We start from the raw sequence: 16,342 nt of genomic DNA, 5'->3' as shown, positions 1-16,342 counted from the left end.
AAACATTTAACCTGTAATACCTAAAGCTTTTAACAACTTGTTTACATCGTCTTCGCCGTCCAAATGCTGTACCAATACTTTGGTTTTTGCATCATAGATATAGAGCGAAGGGTAATTGCTTGGCTTAAATTTTTCAATAAATTGAGTTCCAGCATCAAACAAGAATTTGACATTTGGAGCACTTTTCAATGCCTTCGCATGCATATTAATAAATCCATCGACATAAGGCTTGTCATTCATGGAAATAAAATAGAAGGATACATTCTTGAATTTGGACAAGTGCTGTGCGATACCAGCCCCCATTTTCTGACAATGGCCACAACCCGGGTCGTAAAAATCCAGCACAATATAGCCCGATTTTGGAAGCTTGTCCGAATTAAACTTGTTAGCCTGATAGACCTCATCAAAAGTAAACGATGGAAGTGTTTTGGGTGCCTGTGCAAAAACAGGTTGAAATAAGAAAAATACACTTACAAAAAATAGGGAACAAAGGAACCTCATGTTAAAGAAATTTAAACCAACAGTGACTATTCAATTAATTTTAATCAATAATACTTAAAAATGCGCTTCAGTCAACTATTATTTTAGTTTTTTTACAAAAAATCCGTAAGTTTGGGCTAATTTTTAAATCGATCAAATCTATTAATACTTATTAATCGTGAAAAAACGAATTGCTATTTTTGCTTCAGGTTCAGGGTCCAATGCTCAAAAAATAATGGAACATTTCAAGTATTCAGATGAAGCTGAGGTTGCCTTGATTTTATCCAATAACCCTGATGCTTACGTTATTCAACGAGCCGACAATTTTGAAATACCTGCACATATATTTGATCGTGACGAATTTTACAAAACCGACAACGTTGTCAACATTCTTAAAAACTTAAATATTGATCTGATTGTTTTGGCGGGTTTTCTTTGGCTCGTTCCAAATAACCTGCTGAAAGCATTTCCAAATCAAATTATAAATATACATCCTGCTCTCCTACCAAAATATGGTGGCAAAGGTATGTATGGTGACCATGTACATAAAGCCGTTTTGGCCAATAAGGAAGAGGAACATGGCATTACGATCCATTTCGCAAATGAACATTTCGACGAGGGGGAAATTATATACCAAGCACGATTCAAAGTGGATCCCAACGATACTTTAGACATTATTAAATTTAAAGGACAGCAACTCGAACATCAGTACTTCCCTAAAATAATTGAAAATCTGATCAAAAAAATGTAAAAACAATCCTATTATTTAGAATTGTTTTAAACAAATTGTAACTTTGTATTATGAACGAAGTTATTGAATCTGTGTTGGAGATCGATGAGTCAGAAAATAAAGCTGGGTTGTTTCAGTTTCGGAATACGGCTATGAACCCTTTTTCTGACTTTTCTTGTGCCTGCTTTAAAAAGTGTTGCAAAAAATATAAAGAAGGCAAACGCTGTAAAAAATGTCCGGGACGAAAAAAATAGCTATTTATTGACTACTCTTCCAGGTAGTCTAAATCTTTATCAAAGCTTTCTTCTAACTGGGTCAACGAATAAATTGCTATACCCGAAAGAACGACAACCATTGTAATTGCTGCTGGCACAATTCCAAATGCATTTACTAGAAGTCCATATAGCATTGTTGACGGAATGAGTGCACCCCGTACAAAATTGGGGGCCGTCGTTGCGACAGTTGCTCTAAGATTTGTACCAAATTGTTCCGCTGAGATAGTCACAAAGGTTGCCCAATACCCTACTCCTAAGCCCATTATAAAGGCAAGGCTTAAAAACTTCGTCGCTGTAATACCATCACTCAATAAATACCATAGTGAGCTTCCAATGATAATTAATTGACATATAAACACCACTTTTTTGCGGGATTTTAAAATCTGTGCGAATATTCCTGCCAGTACATCCCCGATAGAAATACCGATATAGGTAAACATCACCCCTTGACCAGCACTCAGTGTACCTGCAGCCCCCAAGGCCTTGCCGATCTCCGGAGCTTGAGTAACCAAAACACCGACAACAAACCAGATTGGAAGACCAATGCATAGACAGTTGACATACCGTTTTAAGCGGCTTTTATTTGTGAAAAGCATGCGAATATCCCCTTTCACAACACCCGATTTATCTTGCTCCTTAAATAATCCTGATTCAAAAGAGCCAATGCGCAACAATAGCAACAGTAAGCCCATTCCACCACCGACAAAGTAGGCCGTCCGCCAGTCAAATTCTTCCGAGACAAAATAGGCCAATATAGCGCCTAAAACACCGACACCGGCAACCAACATGGTCCCATAACCGCGTTTTGATTTATGCATACTTTCAGAAACCAGGGTAATTCCCGCCCCCAGTTCTCCGGCCAAACCAACGCCCGCTATAAAACGAATAATACCATACATAAGCACATCATGTACAAAACCATTTGCAATATTCGCTACAGAGTATAAAAGAATCGATCCAAAAAGCACTTTTAAACGTCCAAATTTATCCCCTATAATCCCCCAAAGAATTCCACCCAACAGCAAACCGCCCATTTGCATATTGAGCACAAATTCACCTTTTACCCGCATCTCTTCCGCAGGGACGCCAATATCAGTGAAGGACTGAATACGGACGATGGAGAAAATAATCAAATCGTAGATATCGACGAAATAGCCCAGTGACGCAATCATAACCAGTAACCACACTTTTTTATTGGGTTGTTTTTCTTTTATTGTTGACATTTTAGGTTTTTTGATCTGTAAAAATACCATAGTGAAGCTATAAAACCAAGATTTCGAAAAATAATCCGACACATTGTTTTATTTTTGCATCATGAGATATAGTCCACTTGCCTTAACATGGCTATTACGTATTTACCCGCCCTTTCTATTTCAAGGAATCTGGGTAAAAAAAATTAGTCCTGGCTTCCAAGGTGCCAAAGTAAAAATATATAAAACACCATTCAACATCAATACCAACAAAACACTCTTTGGTGGAACAATCTTTTCTGCAGCAGACCCCATCTTCCCTATCCTAATCGACCAATACCTTCAAAAAATTGGCTTTAAGAAAACCGTTGCTTGGTTAAAATCATCACAGATCACCTTTAAGAAACCCGGCAAAACCAGCGTGGAATATTCTGTGCAACTCTCCGAGGAAATCCTTGAAGAATGTGCCCATATTATCCGCACAAAAGGCAAAGTAGTTAAGGATTTTACCCTGGAAATTAAAGATAAGTCTGGTGACCTCTGTGCCACGGTACGTTGTGAAACCTATATTCGTGACTTGAATTTTACATTCCCTTCCAGAAATCGAAATATTGAGCCATAAGAAATTAATATATTTGTCCAATTACCAAAAAACATAAAACATGAATAAAATCGCGTTTGTAGCTATCGCATCCTTGGCAATAGCAGCATGTGGAACCCAGGGAAATGGTGCAACAGGTGTAAAAGCCCTGCAAGATTCAACTATTAAGATACATGATGAAATTATGCCTCAAATCGCTCATTTCGACCGCGATGTTGTTAAGATAGATTCTATTTTGGCAAATTTAAAAAACCTAAAAACAACTAAGGCTGATTTAGACACCAATTTAACAAGAAAAGAGCTAAGCACATTGAAAGCTAATTTAGAAAGTGCTACAGACCATATGATGGACTGGATGAAAGGATATAACCCAGATTCAACAGATGTTAAATATTTTGAAACAGAGCTTCAAAAAGTAAGTGATATGAAAAAAATATTTGATAATGTTGCTAAAGAAAGCCAAGACAAATTAAAGAATTTTTAAATCCAAAAATTCAAATAACACAGTCCGCCCCTCTTTAGGTTAACATTAAGTTGTTCGTGTAAAGATGGAATCAAGCTTTAACAAACAAAACTATTAAATACATGAGATCCATAACTAAATTTTACTGCGCAACTGGTCTTTTACTCGGTTTATTTTCCTGTAAAAACAATAGCCAGACAAGCTTACCCATCTATGGCGAAAGAGAAGCTGTAGAAAAAACAGTTGATGGAAAACAAATCGTAGATACAGTCTATCATACTATTCCGCCTTTTAAACTGCTCAATCAGGATAGTACAATGATTTCAGACAAAGATTTTGAGGGTAAAGTATATATCGCCAACTTCTTCTTTACCCATTGTCCAAGTATCTGTCCAACGATGAATCGCAACCTATTAAAGATATACCAGCAATACAAGGATAATGAAGAAGTTCGTTTCCTGTCCCATAGTATAGACTTTAAATACGATCAACCCTACGTACTGAAAGATTATGCCAATAAATTGGGTGTAACCAATAATCACTGGCAATTTGTTTCGGGGACTAAAGCAGAAATATATGGTCTAGCCAATCAATACCTGGTTTATACCGCTGAAGATAAAAATGCGCCTGGAGGTTACGATCATCAGGGGTACCTTGTCTTAATAGACAAAGATAAGCGAATTCGGGGCGCCTACGACGGTACAAATGATGAGCAAGTAAAAAAACTGATGAACGACTTACCTTTACTCTTGAGCAAGGATAAAAAATAACATGCACATTCTCTTAAAAACAGGTATAACAATTGGTGCTATTTTAGCGGTCTTGATAAGCTGTCAGCATGAAGTTGATATCAAAACTGCGCAATATGCGGTCAACGGTCAAAAGGTATACCGAACACATTGTCAAAATTGTCATGGAGAGAAAGGTGAAGGATTGGGCAATCTCTATCCGCCCCTAACCGATACCACCTTTCTGCAAACTCATCGTCAAGATCTTGCTTGCATCATCAAGCACGGAACTTCTGGTGAACTTGAAGTTGCGGGTAAAAAGTTTAATAATACCATGCCCGCTTCAAATCTTTCCGCAATTGATATCGCTTATGTATTAACCTATATCAATACCAAGATCAACAAAGGGAAAAATTTATATCCTTTGGAAGATGTTGAGAAAAGTTTAAAAGGTTGCAAATAGAAAAGCGGTGATTTAATCAAATCACCGCTTTTCTATTTGCGATCCTTCACCTCTACCTCCCCTCCACCGATCAAAAAAAATAAAAATACGAAAACAATTTCATCTCTTTTTCCTTATTGTATTATTGATTCAAATCGTTTTATATTTATTGATTTATAACAATATTCTGACATTTTGGATCCAAATTAATCGTTAATTTTGCAACCGAATGAACGTTCGATTGATGAATTCCAATGAAAAAATTGCGGCAGTATTTGCCAGCACACTAAAACTTATACAAACAAACGGCTTCCATGGAACGCCGATGAGCAAAATCGCACAAGAGTCTGATGTAGCAATTGGGACTATCTACCATTATTTCCCGTCAAAAGACGATCTAATTTTTGGTTTGTTCAAACATTGTAGAACACTACTCAATGAGTATATTTTTGATGGTATAAAAGATGATTTCGACTATAAAGACTCATTTTTTCATATTTGGCGCAACTTTGTCAAGTTCTATCTAGAGAACGGGCACATCTTTAGTTTTTTTGAGCAGTTTTTTTCCTCTCCTTATTACGAGAAGAACAAAGCTGAGATACAAGAACCTGTGGGGGGGCAAAACAAAGTTGTTGATTTTTTACAGGAAGGCATTGATCGAAAAATTTTGAAGCAGGTAGATGTCCATCTTTTGGTGGCAAGTTACATTGGCGTGGCACTATCAACTGTTCACAGCATCAAATTTAAAGATCTCAAGTTTTCCGAACAAAATGTGGAGGACTTAATGGGGATTATTTGGGATGGGGCTATTAATAGAGAAAAAAATAATTAATTACATATATGAAGTTTAATAAAATCGTTTATTCCTTAGCGGCCCTATCGCTTTTGAGTAATACAGGATTTGCACAACAGCAATCTGAAAACTTGCCGGCAAATGCAACACTTCAGCAGCTGATTGATTACGCCTTACGTAATCAAATCGCTGTAAAACAAGCGCAATTGGACGAGACCATCGGTGAAAAGGATATTGACATCTCTCTTTCAGGTTGGTATCCACAATTGGGTCTAAAAGGAAGTTATAATTATAATGTCATTGTTCCATTAGCAAATATTGGCGGAAATAATATCAAAATGGGGCAGAACAATGCAAGTGCATTAACGCTTCAAGCGGATCAACAGATCCTAAATCCAGAGCTAATGCAGGCGAAGAAAGCGGCAGAATTGGTACGTCTTGGCAATAAACAAAATACGGAGAACAAAAAGATCACCGCTGTTGTAGAGGTCAGCAAAGCCTATTATGATATCCTAACTTCGGAAGAGCAGATCAAGATTGTACGAGAAAATATCGCTCGCCTCCAAAAACAATTGAAAGATGCAAAATCTCAATACGATGTGGGCTTAGTCGATAAGACCGACTATAAGCGAGCACAAATTGCTTTGGCAAATTCGAATGCAGACGAGAAAAGAACGGTTGAGCTTCGCAAATATAAATACGAATACCTCAAACAATTGCTAGCTTTGGATAAAAGCAAAAATTTGACGCTATCCTTTGACAATAGCAATATGGAATCAGAAATTTTGTTAGACACAACTGCTGGAATAAATGTCTCTAATCGAATTGAATTCCAACAATTGGAAACATCCAAAAAAATCCAGCAGTTGAGCACGCAATACTATAAATGGACATATTTACCAAGTGTAAGTGCTTTTTATAATTACGCTTTCAACTATCGAAATGATAAATTTAGTAAACTTTACTCCGATAATTTCCCGGGTTCAGTTGCCGGCCTAAATGTTTCTTTTTCAATTTTCGACGGATTTAAACGTAAAAAACAAATCAATAAGTCCAGATTGCAGGAAGAAAGAATTGACTGGGACATCAAAAATTTAGAAAATAGCATTAACACAGAGTATTCGCTGGCAAGAGCAACCTATAATGCTAACTTAAATGATTGGAAAACAGCTAAAGAAAATGTGGAACTCTCCAAAGAAGTATACGAGACCATCAAACTTCAATATGACGAAGGTATCAAAACTTACCTCGATCTAATGACAGCAGAAACTGATCTCAAAACAACGCAACTTAATTATTTGAACTCCCTCTATGCACTATTATCAAGTAAATTAGATGTTCAGAAAGCAGTTGGGGCAATCCACACAAATTAATTAATAAACGGAAACTAATACAAATCATGAATAAAAGACAATTATTATTCGCTTTCTTCCTTGGGACGGCATTAGTATGGACCTCTTGTGGAAATAAGGATGCAAAAAAGCAAGGTGCAGCACAGGCTCAGGCTGAAAAAGTTGTTCCTGTCAGCTTTGGCGTAGCATCACATGAGATTGTTACAGGTACAATCAGCTATCCAGCAACAGTCAAACCGTTGAACGAAGCAGATCTATATGCGGAAGTAAGCGGCTATATCACCAAAATATATGTTTCTGACGGCGCAGTAGTTTCCGCAGGACAAGCGCTTTATGAAATTGATGGAACACGCTACAATGCGGCTGTCCAACAAGCTAAAGCAAGCTTACAGGTAGCACAAACGGATTTGGACCGCCAAAAAAGAGATCTAGCGCGCTACCAAACATTAGCCGATAAAGATGCGATTGCGAAGCAGGTATTTGACAATGCAGTTTCGAATGTAGCCGCTTCGCAGGCACAGGTAGAGTCTGCTCGTGCAGCTTTGGTCACCGCGAATACAAACTTATCGCGTTCGACCATTCGGGCTCCTTTTAGTGGTACCGTAGGAATATCACAGGTACGTTTGGGCGCCTTGGTCAATCCAGGTACGACCCTATTGAATACCTTGTCTTCAACTAGCCCAATAGCTGTTGAATTTCAGGTAAATGAAAAGGATATTACCAAATTTACCCAACTGCAAAGTAGCCATTCATCATCGGATCTTTCTCTTGTATTGCCAAATGGAAGTACGTATGAAGGTAAAGGAACAATCACAACCATCGACCGCGCAGTTGACCCTGCAACCGGGACGATCAAAGTGCGCGCTACTTTCCCCAACAATGCCAACGAATTGCGGGCCGGTATGAATATTACGATGAATGTATCGACAACCTCAGCTACGGAAGAAGTTGTGGTTCCCTACAAAGCCGTTTTCGAACAGCTTGGCGTATTTAACCTCTATACCGTAAATGATAGCAGTAAAGCTGAAATTCGCCAAGTAAAATTAGGTATTAAAGCCGGTGACAAAATTGTGATCAAAGAAGGTGTTAAAGATGGTGAGAAAATCGTTGTCGATGGTGCCATGAATGTCCAAAATGGAGTTAAAGTAGTTGACGCTGCTGTCGCTGCCCAACAGGCTGCAAAAGGCGCACCTCAAGGAAAATAACACCATTAATTTTTTAAAGAGAATCTAAAAGATATAGAATGATTTCAGAAGTATTTATTAAGAGGCCAGTTACCGCAATCGTTATTTCGATATTGATTTCAATTATCGGGATCATTGCAGTATCCACGTTGCCAATTAGCCAGTATCCTTCTATTGCACCTCCAACAGTAACGGTTACGGCCAATTACACCGGAGCTGATGCACAGACGGTTGAACAAACCGTGACAACTCTTATCGAGAGTCAGATCAATGGTACACCTGGCATGATTTATATGTCGTCCAATAGTACGTCAAATGGTCAAGCAACAATTACGGTGACATTTGAAGTAGGTACGGATATCGATATTGCGACCTTAGACGTACAAAACCGTGTGGGAATCGCTGAACCAGCCCTTCCGGAAGCGGTAAGACGTTTGGGGATTACAACCCGTAAAGCCAATAACGATATCTTGATGTTGGTTGCTTTAACTTCACCAAAAGGAACTAGAAGTGAAAATTTCTTGGCCAATTACAACAACTTATACGTTAAAGATGCACTTTTGCGTGTGAAAGGCGTCGGTGATGTAACGGCTTTCGGGCAACCATTCTCGATGCGCGTGTGGCTTGACGCAAATAAATTAGCCAACCTGAGCATGACTCCTGCTGATGTATCCACAGCAATTGCCGAACAAAACTCCCGTATACCTGGTGGTAGCGTTGGTGGACGTCCACAAGAGTCTTCGACGGTATTTGAATATCCGATCATTACCGATAGTGATCTTTCAAATCCCGAGGACTTTGAAAACATCGTTGTAAAAACCAATAAAGATGGATCTATCGTACTCTTAAAGGATGTTGCGCGTGTTGAATTGGGTCAATTTAATTATGGTACATCATCTACCGTAAATGGTATGACTTCATCTGCGATGATGATCAATCAAACCCCAGGAGGAAATGCCGTAGAATCCGCAAAAGGTATTGTCGATGCTTTGGAAAAATTAAAGAAATCTTTTCCAACGGATGTAGATTATACGATCAGTTATGAGACGGTGTCGGTTGTGAATGCCTCTATTTCTTCGGTTATCCACACCTTGGTTGAAGCATTGATTCTGGTAACGGTCGTGGTATTTTTCTTCCTTCAAAGCTGGAGAGCAACATTAATTCCCGTACTGGCAATCCCCGTATCCATCATCGGTACTTTCATCTTCTTCCTAATGTTTGGCTTTTCGGTCAACAACCTGACCATGCTTGCCTTTGTATTGGCCATCGGTATTGTGGTGGATGATGCCATCGTTGTGGTGGAAGCCGTCCAGCACTATATTGACCATTATAAACTGGATGCAAAAGAAGCGACACGTCGTGCCATGGGCGATATCACTGCTCCGGTTATTGCAATTGCATTAATTTTGGCTGCGGTATTCGTTCCGGTTGGTTTTATCCCTGGAATGGTTGGTAAATTATATCAACAGTTTGCAATCACCATTGCAGTATCCGTTATGCTGTCTGCATTTATCGCACTTTCGTTAACCCCAGCATTATGTTCAATTTTATTAAAGCCGACAGCAGTACATGAAGGCGCTAAAGGTTTGAATAAATTTTTCTACAAATTTAATATTTGGTTTGAAAAAGTGACCATCAGGTACTCAAATGGTGTAAAACAGGCTATCAAAAAAGCACCACTGGTATTGATTATTCTGTTATGTATTTTTATCGGAACAGGCTGGATGTTTACAACCAAACCAACTGGATTTATTCCTTCAGAGGATGGTGGTGCATTTTTCGCCGGTATTACATTGCCAGAAGGTTCTTCTTCTGCGCGTACAAATGAAGTTCTTAAAGAGATTGAAGCCGATCTACACAAGACATTTCCAGAAATCAAGTATGTTACTGCAATTTCCGGTATCAATATTTTGAACCGCGCGTTTAAATCCAATGGTGCAACAGTGTTCGTTTCGCTTAAACCTTGGGAAACCCGTACACGCACGGCAAACGATATCGCTGGTATGATTATGGGTAAATACCAGGGCTATACCAAAGCAAGGGTGTTGGCGGTAACGCCACCAGCAATTCCGGGTCTAGGTACATCTGGAGGTTTCTCTATGCAGGTACAGGATTTACAGACGGTAAATATCAAAGATTTCGAAGCGACAGTCGGCAAATTCTTGATGGCTGCCAACCAACGTCCAGAAATTGGAATGGCTTATACCCTATTTAATACCAACTCTCCCAACTACAAATTGGAAGTGAACCGCGAACAGGCAAAACGCATGGGCGTGCCTATCTCCAGTATTTATTCGACGATATCATCCTATTTGGGTAGTAGCTATGTGAATGATTTTACAAAGTATGGTCGTAGTTACCGTGTCGTCACACAAGCTGATATCCCGTACCGTATGAATATTGAAGACATCAACAAATTGTATGTCAATAATGTGTCGGGAAACCCTGTACCTATGGGTACGCTGGTTAAGTATGAATTGATGACTATGCCTTCGATCATCAATCACTACAATATCTTTAGAAGTATCGAGATCAATGGTAGTTCGGCCCCTGGTTACTCATCAGGAGATGCTTTGAAAGCCTTACAAGAAGTAGCTGCACAAACATTACCAGAAGGTTTTGACTATCAGTTCTCCGGTCTGTCGCTGCAAGAGATGCAATCGGGATCAAAAACTGTCCAAATTTTTGCGTTGTGTATCCTGTTTGTGTTCTTGCTTTTAGCCGCATTATACGAAAGTTGGTCTGTACCATTCTCTATTTTATTATCTGTTCCTTTAGGTGTATTTGGGGCCATATTAACCCTAACATTAATCCCTACATTGGATAATAACATCTATGCACAGATTGGTCTGGTCACCATCATTGGACTTGCTGCCAAGAATGCGATTCTAATTGTGGAGTTTGCTAAGGAACGGGTTGATATCGGGATGAACCTTTATGAAGCGACATTAGATGCTGTAAAATTGCGTCTACGCCCAATTATCATGACGTCCTTTGCCTTCATCTTGGGGATTATTCCATTAATGCTATCTCATGGAGCTGGAGCAATTTCTCGCCAAACAATCGGTTGGACGGTATTTGGTGGTATGACTGCAGCCACACTCCTAGCGATCTTTATCGTTCCGGTACTATTCGTTGTGATTACACGTATGGCATACGGTAAGAAAAAATTGGCTGAATTAGAAGCGAATTTCGATGAAGAGAAAGCGAAAAATTTAAGTTCACACTAATTATACGCTGCCTCTGTGAAGAATCCACACGGAGCTAACAGCAAGAAGCCTTTCCTTGTAACAAGGGAAAGGCTTCTTTTTTGCTCGTCCAATTATATTTTTTTATTTTTACCGCTCACTATTAAATATATGTCACCTGAATCACAACGAAAATTTGAATTACTAAACCTTCTTGCCGAATCCTACGACGCACTATTATTTGATGTCGATGGTACCCTGGCAGATAATATGGACGCACATAAACAAGCCTATAAAGCTGCAGCCAAACAATACGGAGTCGAGTTGGATGTCAATTTGATTGATGAAACTGCCGGATGGCCCACTGTGGCTGTTGCAGAGGAAATCAGCAAACGCTATGAGGTAGATTTCGATTATCAAGAATTTTCCACACTAAAGTCTACTATTTTTCGAGACGAGTATGTTTTCAAGACTAAGCCTGTAGATTACGTTGTTGAACATCTAAAATATCAGAAAGGTAAAAAACACATCGCTGCCGTTTCAGGAGGAACCAGAACAACCTTATCCATGACATTAACCACCATTGGTGTATGGGATGATTTGGAAACACTGGTTTGTGCTGGAGATACAGCTGAGGGAAAACCTTCACCACAACCCTTTCTTTTGGCAGCTGCTCAATTGAATATTGCTCCGGAAAGATGCCTGGTCTACGAAGACGGGACCCCTGGAGTTGAAGGTGCGAAAGCCGCAGGAATGGGTTGGGTTCGCGTTGATGAAATTTAATAAACCCCAATTTGCAGACTATAAAAAAAGCCGCAGTAAACTTCAAGCTTACTGCGGCTTTTTTTATAACATTATGCTATTTAAAAACTAGTAATTATTTTCACTCCCCCGTTGCTATAGTTCAAATCGGATGATTTCAAATTTCCGATTGGAGCTTTATAATAAGGCTCTACAGAAATGGATAATTTTCCAACTTTCTGTTTCCGACCAACTGAAAAATTAATAAAGCCGTTCACACCTTTATCATCAACATTTTTGTCTTGAGATTTTTGTCTGTACTCCGTATTATTTGTTTCATAGATCGTTGCCCGTTCCTGATCCAATACACCAACATAGGATACACCGACTGAGGTATAGAAATTCTTGTTTATCGCGTATCTAACATCCAATGGGATATCAACTGTTAGGATTTTACCTGAAACCCGTTCATTACTCTTTGCATCTTTTGCATCTGCTGCCCGCATCGCAAAGGAATTATTCAAATTCGATTGAGAAATATAATTTGGCGCATCTGCATTAAGAGAATTTGATCCCATTGCAGGAGTAATGGGTGAATTACCCGAAACAGCTCCATAATGTTGAATGGAAGCTCCTGAACGAAGACTTACTTTGCTCGAAATATTATAGGCTAGCGCGACCCCACCACCGAGCGTTATGCTTTCCGATGTAGAGGCTGGGGATACAAAAGCGCCCATTTCCCATTTTTTATCTTGAGGAATGTTCGTGTGAACAACACTAGTTCTTGTTCTCCCTTGTTGCGCATCATACAATTGCGCGAGTTTTACAGCGTCACGTTGCGTTTGATTAACAGGCGGGATTAGCCCTGAATTGGTCGATGCAATAACGGTTTTATTCGTCAACGTGTTATTTGTTGACGCGCTTGCCCGTTCCGCTTCATTATCAGGTACGCCAACCTGCGCTGAAAATGAATTATTTTTCAATTGCATGGACTGCAGTCTTCCTAAATCGGCTGATACAGTCACATCCTGCCCCTGCATTAATCGCCCAGCACCTAATATCAAGTGGTGATTACCCAAACTTTCTGTCGGATGAGCCGTTGGTACAGAATAGGTATAGGGCTTTTGCAGTGCTAATACCTCTGGACTTAAAGCCCTACCGCCCCTAATATCCGATAATGAACGCTGGATGGATTCTTTTAAATCTTTGTTGTCGCCTAACACATCTTCTCGTTCCGGCAGATGTGTTAACACTACTTCCGGTAAATCAGTCTCCACATTCTTCTTTAGCCCCCAATACCCCACACCAAAACACAATAACACGGCCGCAGCAGCACTCCAGTATTTCCAATTCGAAGAACGATGTGCTGAAACGCCATAACTTGAGGCAAATTTCTCCCAGGAACCTTCTTTATAAGGTAGTTCATGGTCCTTTAATTGTCCAATGATCTCTTCTATCAATTCCTTTTTCTTATTGTCTTTCATCGTAACAACACTATTTATCTTATTTCTTGAACTACGCCTGTATAATCCAAGTATAATTTTCTAAGTTTTTGTTTCGCTCGCGTCAGATAAGTCCTTGACGTACTATCTGGTATGTTAAGCATTTGGGCTATTTCATCATGCGAATAACCCTCAATTTCATAGAGATTAAAAATAGTTTTTTGAATTTCGGGGAGCTGATCGAGCAGACGCATAATCTCATTGACCTCTAGTCGACTGTCCAATTGTACTGCAGGAGTATGCATATCCCCTTCTCCCAAATCTTCAACCGAATAAAACTGCTTTTTACTTCGTAAAAAATCAATCGAAATATTGGCAGCAATTCGCCCTATCCAGGCTCTAAATGATTTTTCGAGATTTTCATCATCAATATCCCTATTAAATGATTCTAATTTCCGAAATACCCGAACAAAACTTTCATTTACAAGCTCTTCCGCGTCCACATCCTGTTTAACATAACGAATAATAATAGCCATGAGATAACCATAATACTTCTTATAAACGAAGGCCTTGCCGTCCTCACGATCGCGTAAGCAACGTTCTAAGGCATCCTGTAAAGATGATAGCTTCTTGTTATAAAAATATGACCGAATTATACCCACTTAAACCATTTAATTATTAAGTTTCAAACTTAGACAAATTGCCTTTCATATGCAATCAATAACATATGCCATGTAAACAATCTATCGAATTCTCCCTTTCAAGATGAACGTTTTTTTCGAGGAGATAACGAAATTAAAATTATAAAACTCAACATCAAATAGCCGAATGTCCCCTTGTAATAATATCACTATTTAACTATTTTTATCCATATAACGAAATGCCATTTCCTTTCGCTACAGCGTTTTCAAAAAAAATCCATAAAAAGAATTGAAAAAAATGGCTATTTTTGCGTGATTTTCACATTTTAAATATTATTCATACCGAATGAGTACTGTATTATCCGAACAGGAACAACTTAGAAGACAAGCGATGCAATCGTTGTTGGATATGGGAATTGATCCATTTCCAGCCAACGAATTTGTCGTCAATGCACATGCTGCTGATATTTTAGAAAATTACGATAGAGATAAATTGAATTATAAGAACATCACCATTGCGGGACGTATCATGAGTCGTCGTGTCATGGGTAGTGCTTCATTTTTTGAAATTCAAGACTCAACCGGACGTATTCAAGCTTATATAAAGCGTGACGATGTCTGTCCTGATGAGAATAAAGACCTTTACAATGTAGTTTTCAAAAAGCTATTGGATATTGGCGATATCGTTGGTATCAAAGGCTATGTCTTCACGACACAAACCGAGGCCATTGCAGTACACGTAGAAGAATTTACTGTTTTATCCAAATCGCTGCGCCCCCTACCTGTTGTTAAATCGGCAGAAGGTAAAACTTTTGATGCGTTTACAGATCCAGAACAACGCTATAGAATGCGTTATGTAGATTTGATCGTAAATCCAAGTAACAAAGACATATTTATCAAACGTACGAAGCTTTTCAATGCGATGCGTCAGTTCTTTAACGACGCTGGATATATGGAAGTAGAAACACCGGTCCTGCAATCCATCCCAGGCGGTGCTGCGGCACGTCCGTTCATCACGCATCATAATGCTTTAGATATTCCATTATATCTTCGTATCGCCAACGAGCTTTATCTAAAAAGACTAATCGTTGGTGGATTTGATGGTGTATACGAGTTTTCTAAAAACTTTCGTAACGAAGGAATGGACCGCACCCACAATCCGGAATTCACCGCAATGGAAATTTATGTAGCCTATAAAGACTACAACTGGATGATGAATTTTACAGAACGTTTGTTAGAACATTGTGCGTTGGCTGTAAATGGTACGACTGAAGCAACCTTCGGTGAACATAAAATTGACTTTAGAGCACCATATAAACGGATATCGATGACAGATTCCATTAAGGAATTCACTGGATTTGATATTACTGGAAAATCTGAAGAAGAAATCCGTATCGCTGCCAAAGGAATGGGCATCGATGTAAACGAAACCATGGGTAAAGGCAAACTGATTGATGAAATTTTCGGTGCAAAATGTGAAGGAAACTACATCCAGCCGACATTCATTACGGATTATCCAAAAGAAATGTCTCCTTTAACGAAGAAACACAGAGATAATCCTGATTTAACCGAGCGTTTTGAGCTGATGGTTTGTGGAAAAGAGATTGCCAATGCTTATTCAGAACTTAATGATCCAATTGATCAACGTGAACGATTTGAAGATCAATTACGTCTTTCTGAAAAAGGTGATGATGAAGCCATGTTTATAGATCAGGATTTCCTTCGTTCATTGGAATATGGAATGCCACCGACCTCTGGACTTGGAATCGGTATGGACCGTTTAATCATGTTCTTGACCGATAATGCGTCAATCCAAGAAGTTCTTTTCTTCCCACAAATGAGACCTGAAAAAGTCGTCAAAGTAGCAGAAGTAAAAGATTATGAAGAACAAGGTATTCCTGCAGCCTGGGTTCCCGCATTACAAAAAATGGGCTTTACAACCATTGAAGCTTTAAAAGAAGCCAATCCGAACAAGGTTTTTAATGACCTTGGTGGTATGCGTAAAAAACTTAAACTGGATATCAATATGCCAACGAAAGACGAAGTATTTGCTTGGTTTAATTAAATCGGTATTTATGCTAGCTAAAAAAGC

At 39.0% G+C, this 16,342-nt stretch carries 15 protein-coding genes; 11 read left to right on the top strand and 4 right to left on the bottom strand.

Annotated features, from left to right (window positions below; genetic code table 11):
- Positions 1-6: 6 nt before the first annotated feature.
- Complete coding sequence (locus L1283_RS14270) at positions 7-501, bottom strand: TlpA family protein disulfide reductase (RefSeq protein WP_088161680.1); 495 nt, start codon at positions 499-501, stop codon at positions 7-9.
- 157 nt (positions 502-658) lie between these two features.
- Between L1283_RS14270 and purN the strand changes: the two genes are divergently transcribed.
- Entirely contained in the window at positions 659-1,231 is a 573-nt protein-coding gene (purN, locus tag L1283_RS14265) for a phosphoribosylglycinamide formyltransferase (RefSeq protein WP_070563826.1), read from the top strand.
- A gap of 244 nt (positions 1,232-1,475) precedes the next feature.
- Here the strand turns inward: purN and L1283_RS14260 are convergent, their stop codons facing one another.
- A complete protein-coding gene (locus L1283_RS14260; RefSeq protein WP_070564477.1) occupies positions 1,476-2,708 on the bottom strand; it encodes an MFS transporter in 1,233 nt (410 codons plus the stop codon).
- Positions 2,709-2,799: 91 nt separating this feature from the next.
- Here L1283_RS14260 and L1283_RS14255 point away from each other — a divergent pair, with 91 nt between their 5' ends.
- The 9 genes from L1283_RS14255 to L1283_RS14215 all read left to right on the top strand — a co-directional run bounded on the left by L1283_RS14255 (position 2,800) and on the right by L1283_RS14215 (position 12,209).
- Positions 2,800-3,297, top strand: coding sequence for a PaaI family thioesterase (locus tag L1283_RS14255; RefSeq protein ID WP_070563819.1), 498 nt, complete (start codon positions 2,800-2,802; stop codon positions 3,295-3,297).
- Positions 3,298-3,337: 40 nt separating this feature from the next.
- Positions 3,338-3,760 carry a hypothetical protein gene (locus L1283_RS14250; RefSeq protein ID WP_070563816.1) on the top strand — a complete coding sequence of 141 codons (423 nt, stop codon included), beginning with the start codon at positions 3,338-3,340 and terminating at the stop codon, positions 3,758-3,760.
- A gap of 101 nt (positions 3,761-3,861) precedes the next feature.
- Positions 3,862-4,509, top strand: coding sequence for an SCO family protein (locus L1283_RS14245; protein ID WP_070563813.1), 648 nt, complete (start codon positions 3,862-3,864; stop codon positions 4,507-4,509).
- A 1-nt stretch (position 4,510) separates the two neighbouring features.
- Entirely contained in the window at positions 4,511-4,930 is a 420-nt protein-coding gene (locus L1283_RS14240; RefSeq protein WP_070563810.1) for a c-type cytochrome, read from the top strand.
- Positions 4,931-5,153: 223 nt separating this feature from the next.
- On the top strand, positions 5,154-5,741 hold the full coding sequence (locus L1283_RS14235) for a TetR/AcrR family transcriptional regulator (protein WP_053003616.1): 588 nt from the start codon (positions 5,154-5,156) through the stop codon (positions 5,739-5,741).
- Between the two features lie 8 nt (positions 5,742-5,749).
- On the top strand, positions 5,750-7,075 hold the full coding sequence (locus L1283_RS14230; protein WP_046673553.1) for a TolC family protein: 1,326 nt from the start codon (positions 5,750-5,752) through the stop codon (positions 7,073-7,075).
- A gap of 26 nt (positions 7,076-7,101) precedes the next feature.
- A complete protein-coding gene (locus tag L1283_RS14225; protein ID WP_046673554.1) occupies positions 7,102-8,259 on the top strand; it encodes an efflux RND transporter periplasmic adaptor subunit in 1,158 nt (385 codons plus the stop codon).
- Positions 8,260-8,297: 38 nt separating this feature from the next.
- Entirely contained in the window at positions 8,298-11,468 is a 3,171-nt protein-coding gene (locus tag L1283_RS14220) for an efflux RND transporter permease subunit (protein WP_070563807.1), read from the top strand.
- A 129-nt stretch (positions 11,469-11,597) separates the two neighbouring features.
- Positions 11,598-12,209, top strand: coding sequence for an HAD family hydrolase (locus L1283_RS14215; protein ID WP_070568850.1), 612 nt, complete (start codon positions 11,598-11,600; stop codon positions 12,207-12,209).
- An 80-nt stretch (positions 12,210-12,289) separates the two neighbouring features.
- On the opposite strand, the gene L1283_RS14210 is transcribed toward L1283_RS14215, so the two are convergent.
- Entirely contained in the window at positions 12,290-13,651 is a 1,362-nt protein-coding gene (locus L1283_RS14210) for a hypothetical protein (protein WP_070568854.1), read from the bottom strand.
- Positions 13,652-13,665: 14 nt separating this feature from the next.
- Positions 13,666-14,271: an RNA polymerase sigma factor gene (locus L1283_RS14205; protein WP_046673558.1), complete on the bottom strand. Its 606-nt coding sequence runs from the start codon at positions 14,269-14,271 to the stop codon at positions 13,666-13,668.
- Between the two features lie 325 nt (positions 14,272-14,596).
- On the opposite strand from L1283_RS14205, the gene lysS reads away from it, so the two are divergent.
- The gene (lysS, locus tag L1283_RS14200) at positions 14,597-16,315 is read left to right on the top strand and encodes a lysine--tRNA ligase (RefSeq protein ID WP_070568858.1); all 1,719 of its coding nucleotides are present in this window, start codon (positions 14,597-14,599) and stop codon (positions 16,313-16,315) included.
- Positions 16,316-16,342: the final 27 nt, after the last annotated feature.

This window comes from Sphingobacterium sp. HSC-15S19, from assembly GCF_050433745.1.
GTDB lineage: Bacteria > Bacteroidota > Bacteroidia > Sphingobacteriales > Sphingobacteriaceae > Sphingobacterium > Sphingobacterium siyangense.
Note: the sequence above shows the minus strand (reverse complement) of the source record. Positions and strands in the feature narration are given on the sequence as shown.

Excerpts from the sequence above, each read along its gene's own strand:
- L1283_RS14255 (WP_070563819.1), top strand. The coding sequence starts at position 2,800 with ATGAGATATAGTCCACTTGCCTTAACATGGCTATTACGTATTTACCCG.
- L1283_RS14270 (WP_088161680.1), bottom strand. The coding sequence starts at position 501 with ATGAGGTTCCTTTGTTCCCTATTTTTTGTAAGTGTATTTTTCTTATTT.
- L1283_RS14260 (WP_070564477.1), bottom strand. The coding sequence starts at position 2,708 with ATGTCAACAATAAAAGAAAAACAACCCAATAAAAAAGTGTGGTTACTG.
- L1283_RS14240 (WP_070563810.1), top strand. The coding sequence starts at position 4,511 with ATGCACATTCTCTTAAAAACAGGTATAACAATTGGTGCTATTTTAGCG.
- L1283_RS14215 (WP_070568850.1), top strand. The coding sequence starts at position 11,598 with ATGTCACCTGAATCACAACGAAAATTTGAATTACTAAACCTTCTTGCC.
- lysS (WP_070568858.1), top strand. The coding sequence starts at position 14,597 with ATGAGTACTGTATTATCCGAACAGGAACAACTTAGAAGACAAGCGATG.
- L1283_RS14230 (WP_046673553.1), top strand. The coding sequence starts at position 5,750 with ATGAAGTTTAATAAAATCGTTTATTCCTTAGCGGCCCTATCGCTTTTG.
- L1283_RS14220 (WP_070563807.1), top strand. The coding sequence starts at position 8,298 with ATGATTTCAGAAGTATTTATTAAGAGGCCAGTTACCGCAATCGTTATT.
- L1283_RS14210 (WP_070568854.1), bottom strand. The coding sequence starts at position 13,651 with ATGAAAGACAATAAGAAAAAGGAATTGATAGAAGAGATCATTGGACAA.
- L1283_RS14245 (WP_070563813.1), top strand. The coding sequence starts at position 3,862 with ATGAGATCCATAACTAAATTTTACTGCGCAACTGGTCTTTTACTCGGT.
- L1283_RS14235 (WP_053003616.1), top strand. The coding sequence starts at position 5,154 with ATGAATTCCAATGAAAAAATTGCGGCAGTATTTGCCAGCACACTAAAA.
- L1283_RS14250 (WP_070563816.1), top strand. The coding sequence starts at position 3,338 with ATGAATAAAATCGCGTTTGTAGCTATCGCATCCTTGGCAATAGCAGCA.
- L1283_RS14225 (WP_046673554.1), top strand. The coding sequence starts at position 7,102 with ATGAATAAAAGACAATTATTATTCGCTTTCTTCCTTGGGACGGCATTA.